The organism is Pedobacter sp. KLB.chiD (assembly GCF_047040275.1).
GTDB lineage: Bacteria > Bacteroidota > Bacteroidia > Sphingobacteriales > Sphingobacteriaceae > Pedobacter.
Genome location: NZ_CP178207.1, coordinates 1,048,932 through 1,066,282 on the forward strand (window position 1 = coordinate 1,048,932; position 17,351 = coordinate 1,066,282).

Annotated in this window: 9 protein-coding genes; all 9 read left to right on the top strand. The window is 40.2% G+C overall.

What is annotated here, in order from left to right; all coding sequences use genetic code 11:
* Positions 1-367: 367 nt before the first annotated feature.
* The 9 genes from ACK1I8_RS04510 (at position 368) to ACK1I8_RS04550 (ending at position 16,773) form a co-directional block, all read left to right on the top strand.
* A complete protein-coding gene (locus tag ACK1I8_RS04510) occupies positions 368-949 on the top strand; it encodes an RNA polymerase sigma factor (protein ID WP_412468151.1) in 582 nt (193 codons plus the stop codon).
* A gap of 67 nt (positions 950-1,016) precedes the next feature.
* A complete protein-coding gene (locus ACK1I8_RS04515) occupies positions 1,017-2,174 on the top strand; it encodes a FecR family protein (RefSeq protein WP_412468152.1) in 1,158 nt (385 codons plus the stop codon).
* A gap of 160 nt (positions 2,175-2,334) precedes the next feature.
* The gene (locus ACK1I8_RS04520) at positions 2,335-5,952 is read left to right on the top strand and encodes a SusC/RagA family TonB-linked outer membrane protein (RefSeq protein WP_412468153.1); all 3,618 of its coding nucleotides are present in this window, start codon (positions 2,335-2,337) and stop codon (positions 5,950-5,952) included.
* A gap of 7 nt (positions 5,953-5,959) precedes the next feature.
* Positions 5,960-7,462, top strand: coding sequence for a RagB/SusD family nutrient uptake outer membrane protein (locus ACK1I8_RS04525; RefSeq protein ID WP_412468154.1), 1,503 nt, complete (start codon positions 5,960-5,962; stop codon positions 7,460-7,462).
* A 22-nt stretch (positions 7,463-7,484) separates the two neighbouring features.
* A complete protein-coding gene (locus tag ACK1I8_RS04530; RefSeq protein WP_412468155.1) occupies positions 7,485-8,426 on the top strand; it encodes a putative zinc-binding metallopeptidase in 942 nt (313 codons plus the stop codon).
* Positions 8,427-8,497: 71 nt separating this feature from the next.
* Entirely contained in the window at positions 8,498-10,957 is a 2,460-nt protein-coding gene (locus tag ACK1I8_RS04535) for a zinc-dependent metalloprotease (RefSeq protein ID WP_412468156.1), read from the top strand.
* A gap of 96 nt (positions 10,958-11,053) precedes the next feature.
* Positions 11,054-13,393: a zinc-dependent metalloprotease gene (locus ACK1I8_RS04540; protein ID WP_412468157.1), complete on the top strand. Its 2,340-nt coding sequence runs from the start codon at positions 11,054-11,056 to the stop codon at positions 13,391-13,393.
* A gap of 1 nt (position 13,394) precedes the next feature.
* The gene (locus ACK1I8_RS04545; RefSeq protein ID WP_412468158.1) at positions 13,395-14,510 is read left to right on the top strand and encodes a thioredoxin family protein; all 1,116 of its coding nucleotides are present in this window, start codon (positions 13,395-13,397) and stop codon (positions 14,508-14,510) included.
* Complete coding sequence (locus tag ACK1I8_RS04550) at positions 14,491-16,773, top strand: prolyl oligopeptidase family serine peptidase (RefSeq protein ID WP_412468159.1); 2,283 nt, start codon at positions 14,491-14,493, stop codon at positions 16,771-16,773. The genes ACK1I8_RS04545 and ACK1I8_RS04550 overlap by 20 nt, the downstream gene beginning before the upstream one ends.
* The last annotated feature ends 578 nt before the right edge of the window (positions 16,774-17,351 follow it).

The window sequence follows — 17,351 nt, forward strand, 5'->3', positions numbered from 1 at the left end:
AAAAGGCCCAACACTTTAATCATTTGGGAAGAGATGGTTTAAAATTTAATAAAAAGTTAGACCATAATGTTCATGTATAACTGTGTTTAAAAAAAACATTTCTTCGCATGAAATATCATCTTATAAAAGTGAAAAATAGCAGATCTGGGCACTTCACTCCAATAAAGATAATGAGTAAGCGCTAAAGTATAATTTATTCATTGAAGCGAAGATAAAACGAACACTATTGCGATCTATAAATTTATATATTTTTACTGTTGACACTGTTTTTTCTGTAGCCATCTATTATACTTTCAGGTAAATAACAGTGGAATATGTTGGTTTTTGCTGTTTTATAAGTTAATTTGCTTAAACTTTCCCTAAAGCGATGAATAGCTACGAATCTTTTTCGGATGCCCAGCTGATTTCCCATATGCAAGATGGCGATCAACTTGCGTTCACTGAAATATACCGCAGGTTTTGGGAGAAAGTATTCGCTGTAGCCTACCATCGTCTGGCTGACCAGATTGAAGCTGAAGAAGTGGTACAGGAAGTGTTTTTAAGTTTTTGGAAAAGGCGTTCCAGTTTGCAGATCAGGTACACCCTGCACACATACCTAAGTGCAGCAACCAAATATCAGGTTATTAATAAGCAAAGTAGAGGTTATTTTAATGAAAGCAGAAAAAAGTCAATCGAAGAAATTGCAGAACCGGGGATAGATACTACGGAACTATGGTTTTCAGAAAGGGAACTCCGCCAGGAACTGGATCGGCACATTAATGAGCTTCCATTCAAATGCCGACTGATTTTCAAAATGAGTAGGGAAGGTTATAAATCCAATACAGAAATAGCCGAAGAATTAAATATAGCTGAAAAAACAGTCGAAGCCCACATTACCAGGGCGCTTAAAATTTTGAAGGGTAAATTGGGTATTGGTATACCTTTTATTTTGTATCTGCTTTCCAAATAAAATTTATTTTAAATTTAATATAGGGTTAGGCCATGTTGATGTGACTATATGTTAAATCAACAAACAATTGGATCAACGCGAAAAAAACTACTCCATACCGGAAATTGCCTACAAGTGGCAAAAAGGAACTGCTACGCCGGAAGAAAAAGCCTTCTACGAGCAATGGTATGCCTCTTTTAATGACGAAGAACTTGATCTTCGGAAAACTGATTACACCAGTTTTAATGCGCTGGAAAAAAGCCTTTATTCCAAAATAAACGGCCGGATGGAAGACGAAATGCAACCGGTTAGATCCAGACCTTTTCCCTTTTGGTTTGCCAGCGCCGCAGCCATACTGGTACTCGCTTTTGGCTTTCTCGCCTACCAGTCAGGGTGGATTAGCATGCTCATTTATCCTGATAAAACTAAAACCGAGATTTTACCTGGAATGAATACGGCTACTTTGAAACTATCTAATGGAAAGGTTTTGCAGTTAAGTAAAAATAAGTTAGGCTTAAAAATCAATTCTGCTGATCTGGAATATATCGATGGAAGTGGAATTGTTTTCGATAAAACCAGTGCTTTAACCAAAGAGATGGAGATCAAAACACCAAATGGCGGTACCTACCAGGTCGAACTGCCTGATGGCACAAAAGTTTGGCTTAATGCTTCGAGCAGTATTTTGCTGCCCGCGAACTTTTCATCAAATTTCGAAAGGCGTTTAAAATTACAGGGCGAGGCTTATTTTGAAGTAGCAAAAGTAAACACATCAGTTAATGGTGTTCAAAAAAGAAAACCTTTTATTATCACGGTTAACAACAAATCTATTGAGGTACTGGGTACCCATTTTAATGTAAGGGCTTACCATAGTGAACCATCACTTAAAGCCACCTTGCTTGAGGGCAGCGTAAGGGTGGTTGATGGTAACACTGCCAAAAAAATTATTCCTGGTGAGCAGGCCACAGCTGTTAACGGGCTTATTAATATAAATAAAGTTGATGTAGAAGATGTTATTGCCTGGAAAAACGGCAATTTCCAGTTTACGAACGAGGGGATAGAACGGATTATGGAGGATATTGCCAGGTGGTATAACGTAGAAGTAGTTTACAGTGGGCCGGTAACAAAAGAAAGTTTTGGTGGTGCCATCTCCAGAAGTAAACCCCTGCAGGATGTGCTTTCATCGCTTGAAGAAACCGGCGGAGTACATTTCAAAATTGAAGGAAGGAGGGTAATCGTGATGCCATAAATTTTACATAACCACGTTCCCAGAAAGAACCGGAGGTGAGATGAAGCACCCCCGGCAGTAAATTTGGAGCGGTATAAATGAAGAATGATATTCAACTAAACCAAACAACCAAACAAACCAGGATACCATTGCTCCCGCATATAGTATTCTATTCAAATGTATGAAAAAATCCATTTCAATGGACAATAAGCTAAGTGCTTGTTGTTCCGGACAAAATATGGACTTTATAATGAAAGTAGCGGTACTTTTGTTCACCATATTTGTCTTTCAGTTAGGTAAGAGTCAGGCGCAAACTGTTACCCTTTCAAAAAGTAATGCAAAAATTGTTGATGTTTTCAAAGAGATCAGAAAACAGACAGGATACGATTTCGTATACACCTCCAGTCATATCAGTGAAACGACGCCAGTAACCATAAACATAAAAAATGCGACATTGGAAAGCGCGTTGGCAGCTTGTTTTAAAGACCAGCCGTTAAGTTATTCCATTAAAAATAAAACCATTATCGTTAAATCCAAACCCACACAGCAAGTGGGACCGCCGGCATCCATACCTGGGGGTAAATACCGTTTAATTACGGGTAGGGTAACTGATACTGAAAACCGCTCCCTTCCAGGGGTGACGGTATTATCAAAAGAACTCAATGTAAAAACCGCTACAGATAGGGAGGGTAGGTACAAAATTGATGTAATTGGTCAGGAACCCGCTACTTTGATTTTCTCATTTGTGGGGATGGAAAGCAAGCAGGTTGCTGTAAGTAATCAATCTGTAATAGATGTAACGCTATCCATGGCCGCTAAAGAAATGGAAGAGATGGTGGTTACCGGGTATCAGGTACTCAAAAAATCGGACGTAGTGGGATCTACGGCTTCAATAAACGCTAAAGATCTGTATTTAAATGGCGTAAACACGATTGAGCAGGCACTACAGGGCAAAATTGCAGGTTTGGTGGTAACCAATACCAGTGGCCTTACCGGAACCAAGCAAACCGTACGTGTGCGTGGAACTTCAACCTTATCGGGTTCACAAGAGCCAATCTGGGTGGTTGATGGTGTAATTCAGGAGGAACCTTTGCCATTTAAGGCTCAGAGCCTTAACAGCAATGGTGAGATAAATTCTGATAACATTGATTTTATAAGAAACTTCGTTGGTAATTCGATCCGCTGGTTAAACCCTATGGATATTGAAGATATTACAGTATTAAAAGATGCCTCTGCCACCGCAATATATGGTATCAGGGCTGGAAACGGCGTAATTGTGATTACCACTAAAAAAGGCCGTGTTGGCCCTCCTGTAATCACTTACTCAACAAATTTTAGTACAACTGAAAAAGTAACCGCCGACAAGTTAAACTTAATGAATTCAAAAGAGCGGGTAGCGGTATCAAGAGAAATCTTTACCAATGGATTGACCGCTACTTACGTGAACAGTACAGTAGGTTATGCAGGTGCCTTAAACGATTATTTATTTAAAAAATCGATATCTGCCGATGAGTTTAATGCGAGGGTGAGAGATATGGAAACAGTCAACACTGATTGGTTCGATTTACTTTATCGGGTACCATTTAGTAATGGGCATAATTTTGGTATTTCAGGTGGCAGCCAAAATACACGCTATTATTCATCTTTTGGATATAATAGTTCATCCGGAACAGCCAGGGGGAACGATGCCACAGCAATAACCGGAAAAATTTCGGTAAATACCAAGCTTTCAGACAAAATAACGATTGATGCTAGCCTTTCAGCATCAAAAAATCAGGTGAGTGGCTTTTACCAGGTAGACCCATATGGCTATGCCAAGGGTACAAACAGAGCAATAAGAGCTGAGAATCCAGATGGAAGCCTGGTGTTTTATCCAAATGCTTCTGGTTACGCCTATAATGTTCTTAATGAAAGGAGCCAGACAGGGAATAGCAATAAGGTTTTAACTGTTAATACATTTATTAATGCCAATTATAAGATCATTGAGGGACTTAATTTCCAGTCCCTGTACAGTTACAGTTCAAGTTCTACTGTTGGCGAATCTTATGCCACAGAGCAAACAGAATATGTGGCCCGCCAATATAGATTTTATAATTACGGTGTTTTTAAACCAACAGATGCTGGTTATAAACAAAGTAAATTGCCGGTAGGGGGTGAATACAACGTAGACCAGGCAACCAGTAGCGTATGGAATTGGAGAAATAGCATATCCTACAGTAAGGTATTTAACCGAAAACACGTAGTAAACTTTATGTTTGGCCATGAATTAAGCAGTACAAAATACCTGGGCTATACCAATACCACGTTAGGATACCTAAGAGATCGTGGAAAATCATTTGCAACTATACCAACAACTTTCTCTGTGGGTACAATCGTTACAAACAACGATTTTCTGACCAAATTTTCTCCTAAAATAACAGATCGGTTAGTGAATACCATGGGCCTTTACCTCACTTCCAGTTATACCTTTGATGGCCGATATGTAGTGAATGCCAGCGTGAGGAATGATCGTTCAAATCGTTTTGGACAGTTTACCGGTGAAAAATTTAACCCGGTTTGGGCTGGAGGTTTGAAATGGAACGTGGCGAATGAAAAATGGTTTAACAAATCCTATTGGCTATCCGATCTGAGCATTAGCGGTACCTTTGGTTATCAAAGAAATATTGCGGCAAATGTAAGCCCCGATCTGATTATCAAGACACCTACAGGTGCAAGTGCTAGTGGTACAGATACCTTTACAGGTGAAAGTTTACTTACCATTAGTTCTTTGCCCTACGGAGATTTAAGATGGGAGCAGAATGCAAGTATGAATCTAGGACTTAATTTCAGCCTTTTTAACAATAAGGTAACTGGATCATTTGAATATTACAATAAACGTGGTCGCGAATTGATTACCAGTTTGAGTGTGCCTTTAGAATATGGTGTTACCAATACGCTTGTTAATGGCGGAGCAATCAATAATAAGGGCTATGAAGTGGCGGCCAGCTTCGTTCCGGTACGTACTAAAAATTTCAGCTGGAATGTAACATTGAACACTTCAAAAAATATGAACAGTGTTGTAAAAGTAAGTCCTCAGCTGGTGAGCTGGAGAACAGCGGTTACCGGAACGCTAACTGCTCTTGACAGGCCGGTATCTGGATTTTATGCATTTAAATATACCGGTATAGATCCATCAAATGGCTATCCAACTTTCGACCTGTCTCTAAAACCAAATGCTGATCCTCAAGATCCAACGTCTTATATGGAGTATGTTGGTAAGCTGGATCCTGACTTTACATCTGGTTTGGGGATGAATTTTCGATATAAAATGTTAACATTAAGTTCGAGCTTTTACCTGCAGGTTGGTGGTAAGAAGTTTCTGTCTCCACTATATACACTCGTAAATAATCTCCCTACAGAATATCAGAACCTATCGCGTCAGCTATTAGATCGCTGGTCTGCATCTAATCCAAATGGTAGCGTACCGCGGTTACCAGATAGTTCAGTTCCTACCGTGAGTTTACCAGGAAGAACAGCTAATTCTGGAGGAACGGCTCCAACACCATTCGAGATGTATAATTATAGTACCGCTCGGGTAGTTAGTGCCACTGCATTACGTTGCAATAATATCAGTTTGAGTTATACGCTTCCCGCTTCTGTAGTGCAGCGGTTGAAAACCAAGAACATTAATATCGGTGCGGGTATATCTAATGTTTTTGCCATTAATAGTAAGGATTTCAATGGACTCGATGCAGAGGTGGCTACCGGACAGCAACCCAGAACCAGAACATTTACTTTTAATTTGAACTTAAGTTTATAGCATGTATATGAAAAAGTTAATGATATATTTCCTGATATTGTTCTGTACAGTATTAGGTTCATGTAAAAAATTTCTAACAGAGTATAGTCAGGATGAGATGCGTCCGAGTACAACTAATGACCTTGCTGCGCTGATGTACAGCGATGCATATCCGTACAGCATAAGATTGGATAATCTGGATCTGCTAACCGATGATGTACAAAGTAACGGCCTTGCAACTACTAATGGTACGCCTGTTGCCAATTATGTAACGCCATTTAACAATGGCATTGCAATGTTCACCTTTAGTTCGTCTATGTTCGATGCTGGCAGTATTATACCGGCTGGGGCCAATTTGTATGAGAACTGTTATAGTAAAATTAAGGGATGTAATGTTGTACTCGATCAGTTGGCCAATGTTTCTGGTACAGAGCAAGCAAAGAATTTAATTAAAGGACAGTGTCTGTTTCTAAGATCGTATTACCTTTTTAAATTGGTTACCACTTATAGCTTACCATATAGCGGTAATGGCGTTAATCCAGAAACTGCATTGGGTGTTCCACTGATTTTAAGCAGCCAGATAAGGGATGGTGGACTTACTCGGCCAACACTAAAACAAACCTATGATCAGATTGAAAAAGATTTGTTGGAAGCCGCCGATCTTTTGAAGAATAATGGTGTAGCCACAACTCCATATAGAATTACGGCACCAGCGGCAAATGCATTTTTATCAAGATTCTATCTTTTGAAGGGTAGAAATGAAGATTTAGATCAGGTAATCCGTTATGCAGAGCAGGTTTTGGCAGAAAAGAGTACCCTCACACCATTAACAACGTTTTTCACATCAACTAACGCGATTTCAGGCACAGGTATTTTTGATCCGGGAAATGTAGAAGTTTTATGGGTACATGGTGGAAATTCCAGGTTGGATGGAACGTATTTTCCAACTATAACCGGAGGATCTGCACCTCCATATAGCGCATCGCAGTCTTTAATCTCACTTTATCAACAAGGACCGAACAGCTCCAATTATGGAGATTTACGCTATCAGATGTACTTTACAAAAAATAGTTCCACACCGTATGCATCAGCTAAATCGTCTGCAAATTCGGTTGGTGGAAGCACTGGATTCCGCGTGTCTGAAGTATACCTAAACAGGGCAGAAGCTTTAATCAGACGATTCATACTAACGGGGAATGATGCAGATCGGATCAAAGCTCTTGCTGATCTTAACTACTTAAGAAGTAATCGTTATGATACCAGGAATACCGCATATGTTCCGGTATCAATTACCGACCCTCAAGCGCTTTTAACTTTTTATCAGCAGGAGCGTAGAAGGGAGATGGCTTTAGAGAATAATTGCAGATGGCAGGATATCAGAAGATGGGCCATTCCGGTAACGCATAACTTCACAGGTGCTGATGGCGTATCCACAGTTTATACGCTACCTGCGAACAGTTTACTTTACGCATTGCCAATCCCATTCAATGCTTTGAACAATAATCCAGACCTCTCTCAAAACCCTAGATAATAATCATTTAAGAAAATAAAAAATGATGAAACAAAATTCTTTGATCTTACTTACCTTAACGTTGGCCATTATGATCGCCTCTTGTAAAAAAGAAGATGAGCAACTTACTCCATCTGGTATAGATGACACTTATAAAGTTCCTCAGGGAAATAATGCATTTGATCAGACTATAGTAGATTATTACAATAGCTACGGAACTTATATGTTATATAAGTTTTCTGAAAAAGATGTGTATTGGACACCAACGGGCTGGAAAAAACCGGTTGCTACAAACGGAATATGGTCTGCTGGTGCAGAAGTAGAAGCATCTGATCCGGCATATATCGCATCTCAACTCGGGCTGATTAAAAGTAAGTGGTTTGGTTTTTACTCAGATAAATTTCTCAAACAATATCTCCCGGTAAAGATTATGCTTTGTAAAAAGGTTGATTCTGTTTTTACCACTTATGTTTTTACGCCGACATTCATGGCTGCGAAAGGAACAAAAAAAGTAGCGGCATTTTATAATTATGACAACATTCAGGTGAATTATGGAGACGCAACCGTAAATTCCATGACTGCTGCTGAGCAACGAGCCTTTATTTACAAGGTTAACCTAATCTTTATGCAAAGCATTTTTGCCAGAGGATTATCTGCACCAACTTCAGATTTTGCCAGTAGTGCCGATTACATGAGCAGTGTAAGTACGCTTGCCCAAGCCTATACCAGGGGGATAATTATGGGTACCTCAAATATTTCGGCACAGTTGGATTGGAACGCCTATATCACTGCAATGGTTACCTATTCTACCCCGCAGTTAAATGCTTCGGTAGCCAATACAGATAGTACACCTGCTGGAATGCTTAATGCTACCAAAGATACTGCAGGGCTGATCAAAAGGAGATACAATATCGTTAGAAACTATTTCATCAATGAATATGGTGTCGATCTTCAGGCAATCGGTAATGCAACAAGGGGCCTTTAAGCTAACCTAATATTTATAAATTAAGCATTGCCTGCTCAACCTAAAGCAGGCAGTGCTTTTAACAAAAGTGAATGAAACTACTAAAAAAGTTGTTGCTGTTGGGCAATCTTTGCTTAAGCACCAGTTTAATGGCACAAAAGGCACCGCAATCGCCACCGGCTATCAGCACGTTTATAAAACAAAATGCGATTTCTTATCAGGGTGTATTCAATATTTATCAGCAGGATGATAAGTATTTTATGGAACTACCGGATTCGTTGTTAAACCGCGATATCCTGGCCATGATTGTCATTAACAAAGGTTCGGCACAGGTAGCCAGAGATTCGAGAAGGCGTTTTGGTTTTGCGGGAGATGTAGTACACGAAGCTGTTTTCAAGTTCAACAGGAATAAAAAAGGTGAGGTCAATATGGAACAGTCGCAGTTCTATAATGCACCTAAAGCGAATAGCATTTTCTATAATACCATTAATTCCAGGCCATCGCCGATTATCATGTCTTTTAAGCCGGTTGCCAAAAATGCTGGTGCTGTGCTGATCGATATTACGCCGGCAATCAATGCAGACATGCCCATCCTGTCGTTAAGTGGTGCAAAAGAAGAACTAGGCCTGGGTAGCTATCAGGCTAACTTATCAAAGCTAACCGCCATCTCGGCCTATAAAAACAACATTGTGTTCCGTTCGTTGCGTAATTATTCGCCCGGGGTAACTTCGCCAAAGCCTAATTCGGCCGAAGCACCTGCTGAACCCCAGCAACCGCAGGAAACACAGACTGTTAACCAGAACGGACCTACCGCATGGGAAGTTGGAGCAAGCTGGTACTTGTTGCCGGCCATCCCGATGCGACAGCGCTTTGCTGATAAAAGGGTAGGTTATTTTACACGTGGGTTGAATGATTATTCCAGCAACCCGCTTAAATTGGAAGAGCGTGGCCTGGCAACCCGTTGGAAAATTGAGCCCAAACCACAGGATGTAGAAAAATACCAACGTGGTGAACTGGTTGAACCTGCACAGCCCATCGTTTTTTATGTAGACAGAAATACCCCGGAATATTTACAGCCGTATTTTATTGCCGGTGTAGATGCCTGGCAAAAGGTTTTTGAGAAAATAGGTTTTAAAAATGCCATTGTAGCAAAAATGGCACCTACCGCAGCAGAAGATCCCGATTTTTCTATAGATAATATCAATTATTCTGTGATTTCTTATAAACCTTCTACCACTGCAAACGCTTACGGACCCATGGTGATCGATCCGCGTTCCGGTCAGATTCTGAGTTCGCACGTTGCCGTTTTCCATAACATTACCGATTTAATGCAGCGTTGGTACTTTGTGATGTGTTCAGCAATCGATCAAAGAGGCCGAAAGTTACCGCTGGCAAAAGACATTATGGGCCGTATGTTACAAACCGTAATCACACATGAAGTTGGCCATACCCTGGGTCTTCGTCATGATTTTGCAGGTAGTCATAGTTACAATGTAGATAGTGTGCGTAAGCGCGATTATGTCGCTAAAAATGGTTTTGGTGCCTCTATTATGGATTATCTGCGCTTTAACTATGTCGTACAGCCTGAAGACGGTTTTACGGCGGAAGAACTTCATCCAAGAATTGGTATTTATGATGAGTTTGCGATTGAGTGGGGATATAAATATTTCCCTGAGCTGGACAATGCCTATAAAGAGGGCGAATTTTTAAAAAAATGGGTGACAGAGAAACGTAAAGATGTGCGGTTGTTTTATTTCCCTGAAGGCGATTTTTCCGATCCGCGTGTACAGTCTGAAGATATGGGTAGTAATGCCATGCAAGCGGGTGCTTTAGGCATTAAAAATCTTAAATACATCATGAATAACATAGCAGATTGGTTGGAGAAAGATGATGATGAAAACTACAGCATGATGAGAAGGATGCATGCTTCAGTTGCAAGCCGTTACAATGAATATCTGTCACATGTGGTCAAGAATATTGGCGGCAGATATGGCGATCAGGCTCTTAAGGTAGAAGATAAGCCCAATTTTGTACCGGTAGGCCGTGCCACACAAAAAGAGGCCATGGCGTTCATCAATACGTATTATTTCCAGGAGCCAACCTGGCTATTTCCTAAAAATATAACCGATAAAACAAGATTTGTATTTGCCGGTGAAGTACAGGCCGATTATGAAGCCTTTTTAGGGAAAGTTTTTTATAAATTTTCTGCCATTTCGAAGAACGAACGCATCACAGGGCAAACACCTTATACCCTTGACGATTTTTTTGATGATCTCTACCAGGGCATTTTTGGCGATGTGAACAATGCGGTACCTATCTCTGATTACCGCAGAATGCTGCAGCGGAATTACATTAACAAACTTTTGGGTTCGGTATATAACCCTGCCAGTTTTGCTAATAATGAAGCGATTTTAATGAAACAGCAATTAGATAAAATTAAAAAAGCCTGTGATGCAGCCCAGCAGATCAAGACCGATCAGCTATCAAAAGATCATTTGAGGGGCATTTCAGAATTGATAAAACAATGGCAGGAGAGCAAGCCTGCAAGTTAGTGCAGAACCAACATAAATAAACAGATGGAATCGTTAATGATTAAAAAAAGAAAGATCATAATGGCTTCATCTTCATTAAAAAGCAGAATGATACGGATGAAAAAAATATTAACGACGGTGTTGCTGGGTTTTGCCATTACTTCAACAGTGATAGCCCAGCAGTCAAAACAAAGTGCTTCACTCAGTTTCGAAAAATTTATAAAAGATAAAAAAGAGGTCGTAGCCGGTACGTTTCCCATTTACCAGGCTGACGAAAAATATTACCTGCAAATTGGGCCTAACCAGCTAAATAAAGATATTCTGGTGGCTGGCGATATCCGTTTTGGATCTTCAGCTGTTTCTAAATCATCGGGCATCCTCAGATTTGTGAAGGGACTGGGAGAAAACCTGTATGTTACCAGAAATAATTACAGCGAACAGGCCGTTAACAATGCGCCCATGTCTAATCTGTTAAGTGGCTCAACGCTTGAACCTATTAGTTTCACCTTTAAAGTAGAGGCTTTGGGTAAAGATACCGGTAGCGTCATCATCGATATTACCAGGCAACTGATTGAAGGAGGTGAACTCTTCTCTTTCAAGAACTACAATCTTATCGCCAATCCGGATCCAAGCAGGTCTGGTGTTGAAAGGGTTGAAGCGGTTAAAAACGGCGTTTTTTTTAATGTGTTCAGAACCCAGAACAATCCTGGACGTGATTATAATGGCAAAACCTCAGATCAGCCCAATACCATGCAATTTGGTCTGTTGTTACAGCAGCTATCTGAAGCGCAGATGCCAATTAAATTAACGGATAAACGGATCGGTTTTGATACCCGCCAGTTTACTGATTTTGGGTTGGCAGGTTATGCTGCAAAAAAAGTTACGGTAATTAAAAAATGGAATTTACTGGTAAAACCACAGGATGTTGACAGGTACAAAGCAGGTAATCTGGTAGAGCCTCAACAACCTATTCTGGTTTATATACATCCTTCAGTACCACAGTTCTTTATCAACGCCGTTAAGGATGGTGTTTTAGCCTGGAACAAGTGCTTTGAAAGCGCTGGATTTAAAAATGCAATCAGAGTTGTGTTGCCTGAAAACGGTAAGCCGGTGGCCATGGAAGAAGGTAGCGTATTAGTGGCCTGGGCAGGGGTAAACCCAAAAGCAGTGGTAGATCTGGTAGACGACCCCCGCACCGCCGAAATCAAAACCGCTAAGGTAACCCTTTGCGATTTTATGATTGATGATCTGCTTCAAAAATATTTCGTCCAATGTGGGGCTTACGACCCCCGGATCCAAAAAGATGCAGCATCACCGGCCGTACGCCAGGATATTCTGAAGTTTAAAGTTAGCCAGGCGATGGCCGAAGTTTTGGGCATGCTTCCAAACTATGCTGCAAGTGCTGCCTATACCGTACAGCAGCTCAGTGATCCTAAATTTGTAAGCCAATATGGTTTTACCTCTTCAATTACCGATCAGTTAGAGTTTAACTATTTAATGGTACCTGCTTCAAAGACATTTAACAGTAAACTATTTTTACCCCGCATAGGCGCTTACGATCATTTAGCCATCAACTGGGCTTATCGTCAGTTTCAGGATGGCATTGATGGTGCCTCCTTTTTAAAGGATGGTAAAATAAATCCGGCACTTTACTATTCCGCAGAAGATAAGAATAACCCTTATGCGCAGGCAAAAGATTTATCGTCGCAAAATATCGAAGCCGCACAAGTGGGTATAAACCGCCTGAAAACATTCTACCCGAAAATGGAAGGAATTGCAGCCAAAATGGATGATGATACCTGGGATACCTATATGTTGCTTGCTGCTAATTTTATCATGTCGTACGATCAGTATGCCACTAGTGTTTTACCTAATATAGGAGGTAAACAACGTTTTGTGGTGATGAAAGGCTACAACAGTACACCGGCCGTTTATGTGCCAAAGGCAAGGCAACTGGCCACCTTCGAATTTTTATATCAAAATGTATTAAAAGAAGTGCCGGCATGGACCAGAAACAACAGGGCACAATCCATGGATGGCTCCAATACCGAGACACTGGTTTCAAAAACTTCGAACAAGATCATCAGTTACCTTACCACTGCCGATTTGCTCAGAAATCTTCTGGAAGCCGAAAATTCTGGAGAAAAAAATGTTTTTGGCACGAAAGATCTGTTTAACCAGGTAGATCATTATATCTTTCTGGATTTCAATCCGAACACAGCATTAAGCACTTATCAACGTAATAACCAATATAATTACCTTAAAAACTTATTGACTTTGATTTCAAAGAACAAAATCAATACCGGTTTAAGCGAAATCGGTATTGTTTTAAATGCTTACCGTACCTCATTAAGTAAGCACATCAACGAGGTAGCCAGCACCCATAAAGATGCTTTAACAAAGGAGCATTTTCAATTGATGAAGATGTTAATGAATAACGAAACTAATGCCAGATAACATGAGAAGAATCAATATTGCAGTTGCCATGCTTTTTTTGAGCCTGGCTGTAAGCGCCCAGAAAAAAGAAATCCATTTCGAAAAGCTAAACCTCAAAGAAGCGTTGGCCAAGGCTAAAAGTGAAAATAAATCGGTTTTTGTAGATTGTTTTACCAGCTGGTGTATTCCCTGTAAACAAATGGAAGCCAATGTGTTTACCCAAGACAGTGTTGCTGATTTTTACAATGAAAACTTCATCAACATCAAAGTGGATATGGAAAAAGGTGAGGGCCCCGCGGTTAAAAATAGGTATTCCATCGAAGCTTTTCCATCCTATTTGGTGTTAGATGCCGATGGGAAAATCAGGAATAAATTTGTAGGCGGCATGCCGGCGAAAGAATTCATTGCCCATGCCAGGAAAGGACTAACGGCAAATAATGACGAAGCCAATCTCAATGCCCGTTACGAGCATGGGGATCGTACACCCGAGTTAATGCGGGCTTACATCAAACAAAAACTTAAGGTAATGGAAAAATCAAGAGCGAAAGAACTGAATAATGAGCTGATGACCATTTTAACACCACAGCAAAAAGCCAGCCCTGAAAACTGGTTTTTATTTGGACAAAACCGTTATACCATGTATTTATCTGATTTCTCCAGCCCTAACTTCGAATACCTGGCCGAACATTGGAGAGATTTTGTGGCAAAAAACACCAAGGATACCGTTGATAAAAAGCTTTCCTCCGGATACCGACAAATTGCGTCATGGACCTTAAATGGTTTTTATGCTAAAGTAAAACCTTTCAACAAGAATGATTATGAACGCTATAAAACGCAAATCCGAAATACCGAAATGCCAGATAAAAAACAGTTACTGGTGATGATGGATATTGCCATCGCAGCCGGAGAGAAAAACATTGATGAAGTTACCAATTTGTTTTTGAAGCATTTAGGATCATTCTCTGAAGAAAACCGCCATATCCTTTTCGACTATGTTACGTTTGCCCGAAGTATCAAAGGTTATACGTTTCCAAAAATAGCCGAACTTTCAGATGAAATCACCAAAACTTCGGGTAATCCTTACCTGGTAAGTTTATTTAAGTCCATGAAAGAGAGATATGTACAAAAAGCCAATTAGTTTAATTTTATTATGGCTGGTTTGCAGTGCAGCGGCTGTTGCACAGCACGCTAATTATAAAGCTGCGCAAAAATTTGATGCGCCCAATTTGAGTAAGCTGATTGGTACCACCAAGGTGATTCCATTCTTTCTTAAAAATGGCAGGTATTTTTGGTTTACAGCTGATGAACCCACTTTAAATGATAAAAAACTGGGGGTATCGGGCGATTCTCTTAATGCCCCCCTGAAAAAAAACACGCATTACATCGTAAATTTAGTTACAGGGAAAAAGCAGACCTTGTTTGATAAACCTGAAATAATGAAGCAGTTAAAAGCACTTACCGGACACATGGTTGAAGAAAAGGAAGTGACTTATTGGCCTAATTTTTCAGACGATGAGAAAAGTGTTATCATAAAATACGGCACAAAAACTTACGACTATTACTACGAAACCAAAAAATTAAGCTCACAAATCAACAAAGCACCACTAAAAAAAACCGCCAACTTTGGTGTTTCTGCCGATGGCAGGTGGGCGCTTTATAGCAAAGCACATAATTTGTACATTGCTACAACTACCGGTAAAAAAAATGAACGTCAGTTGAGTTTTGATGCGGAACCTTATTTCTCTTTTTGTGTAGATGAAAAGGGTACATACCCTACAGATAAAGCTTATCCTTCTCATGCAAAATGGTTAGGTGCAAAATATTTTTATGCCTTGCGGGTAGACAAGAGGAAAGTAGCCACCCTGTCTGTAATCAGCTCGGCGGTAACACCGAGACCCCGCGTATCTACCTATAAATATGAATTACCGGGCGATAAGGATGTAGCACAATATGAACTTTATATTGGCAATGCCGAAAGTGGATCTTTCAAAAAAGCAGATCTGAAACGCTGGCCTGATCAGCAATTGGAAGTTTTCGAAGCCCGGGGAAATACTAAAGAAGTTTTCGTGATCAGACGCAAACGAAGCAGGGATGAAATGGAACTTTGTGCGGTAGACCTGGCTACCGGGAATGTTCGTTCCATTATACAAGAAATCAGTAAACCGTTTATCAACGAAGATTTTTTCAATGTTTCCTTCATCAAAGGTGGGAAAGAAATTATCTGGTGGAGTGACAGAACAGGATGGGGCCAATATTATCGTTACGACGGTGAGGGTCATTTGCTTAACCGCATTACCAGCGGCAATTTTACTGCAGGAAAAATCGTAGCTATAGATACCGCTAAGAGCGATATTTATTTATATGGTTATGGCAAGGAGAGCAATATCAACCCCTATTATGCCCTGTTATACAAGGTGGCTTTAAATGGTAAAAATGAGCGTTTGCTTACCCCTGAAAATGCCACCCATCAGGTATATGTTTCACCAGATAAAAAATATTTTGTAGATAATTATTCCCGCATTGATCTGGCGCCCGTAACTACGTTGTGCAAAATTGATGGCAAAACCATTTCTGAAGTATTAAAGCCAAATTTAAGTAATCTATACGCCTATGGTTGGAAAAATGCCGAACCCTTTACCGTAAAAGCTAAAGATGGCATAACCGATCTCTATGGATTGATCTGGAAACCATTCGATTTTGATCCGGCTAAAAAATATCCGGTCATCTCGCAGGTTTACCCAGGTCCACAGATCGAAACCGTTTGGACTGATTTTACCGTGCTTGATAAATATAATAATGCAGCTTTAGCACAAATAGGATTTATTGTTGTGGCGGTTGGGCATAGGGGGGGCTCGCCCATACGCAATGCCGGATACTACAAATATGGTTATGGTAACCTTCGCGATTATGCCATTGATGATGATAAATATGCCCTGGAGCAACTGGCCAAACAACATTCCTTTATGGATATAAATAAAGTGGGGATTTTCGGACATTCCGGCGGAGGTATGATGACTGTTGCTGCCATGTGTAAATATCCCGATTTCTATAAAGTAGGCGTAGCCTCATCAGGGAACCACGACAACCGGATTTATAACCGCACCTGGGGTGAAACTTACCAGGGATTGGAAAATAAAATGCCTTTAAATGAAGATTTAGCCAAAAAACTACAAGGTCATTTAATGCTGGTAACAGGCGAAGTGGACGAGAATGTAAATCCGGCAAATACTTACAGGATGGTTGATGCACTCATCAAGGCCGACAAAGATTTTGATTTAATGGTTCTTCCCGGGCAGGATCACCATTACGAAGGGTCTGCAAAACTTTATTTCGAGAAACGGTTGCGGTCTTATTTCGCAAAATATTTTATGGAACAAGACATTTCCCGTAATAGAAAGTAGACCTGGCAATAGGTTGTTAGTTTTTAGTTAATGATGATCGGAGTTGGTTGGATGACCGCTCCGTTTTTTATGCACGTTGAGGTTGCAGGAGAGGGACAGCCCCTTGCTTATAAACGCGATCCGAGAGCTATCGGATGCAATGTAGGGCCCACAGCGTAGCACGGAACTGGAATGTAGCACGACTGCAAACCGGCAGGAACCATAGGTTGCCTATTTCCTAATGCTAAAAATTCGTTCATCCTGATAGGTTCGGCACTAACCAATAGGATAATGAAGCACAACCCATTAGCTGCCTGCAGTAAGCAGTTGAATTGAGTTTAGCTAAAAATAAATTTCTAATGCCGAAACCATATACACTTTTGGTTGTTGAATTTCCAAATAAAACCAAAATATGAACAGCATTTACGAACAGCTTTACTGCTTTTAATTGTAAAATAAACCGGGCATTATTATTGTAGATCGCAGAACTATATCGTTTTTAAAAAAATAGCTTAATTTTATCATCGTAAATAGTACCGTTATTTTTCAGCTTTTAAGATTTCCAAGTAAAATGCATTTTCGTCATCTTATTAAATCAT

Bases quoted from the DNA above. Each gene is read 5' to 3' on its own strand.
- ACK1I8_RS04510 (WP_412468151.1), top strand. From the start codon at position 368: ATGAATAGCTACGAATCTTTTTCGGATGCCCAGCTGATTTCCCATATG.
- ACK1I8_RS04520 (WP_412468153.1), top strand. From the start codon at position 2,335: ATGAAAAAATCCATTTCAATGGACAATAAGCTAAGTGCTTGTTGTTCC.
- ACK1I8_RS04525 (WP_412468154.1), top strand. From the start codon at position 5,960: ATGAAAAAGTTAATGATATATTTCCTGATATTGTTCTGTACAGTATTA.
- ACK1I8_RS04530 (WP_412468155.1), top strand. From the start codon at position 7,485: ATGATGAAACAAAATTCTTTGATCTTACTTACCTTAACGTTGGCCATT.
- ACK1I8_RS04535 (WP_412468156.1), top strand. From the start codon at position 8,498: ATGAAACTACTAAAAAAGTTGTTGCTGTTGGGCAATCTTTGCTTAAGC.
- ACK1I8_RS04540 (WP_412468157.1), top strand. From the start codon at position 11,054: ATGAAAAAAATATTAACGACGGTGTTGCTGGGTTTTGCCATTACTTCA.
- ACK1I8_RS04545 (WP_412468158.1), top strand. From the start codon at position 13,395: ATGAGAAGAATCAATATTGCAGTTGCCATGCTTTTTTTGAGCCTGGCT.
- ACK1I8_RS04550 (WP_412468159.1), top strand. From the start codon at position 14,491: ATGTACAAAAAGCCAATTAGTTTAATTTTATTATGGCTGGTTTGCAGT.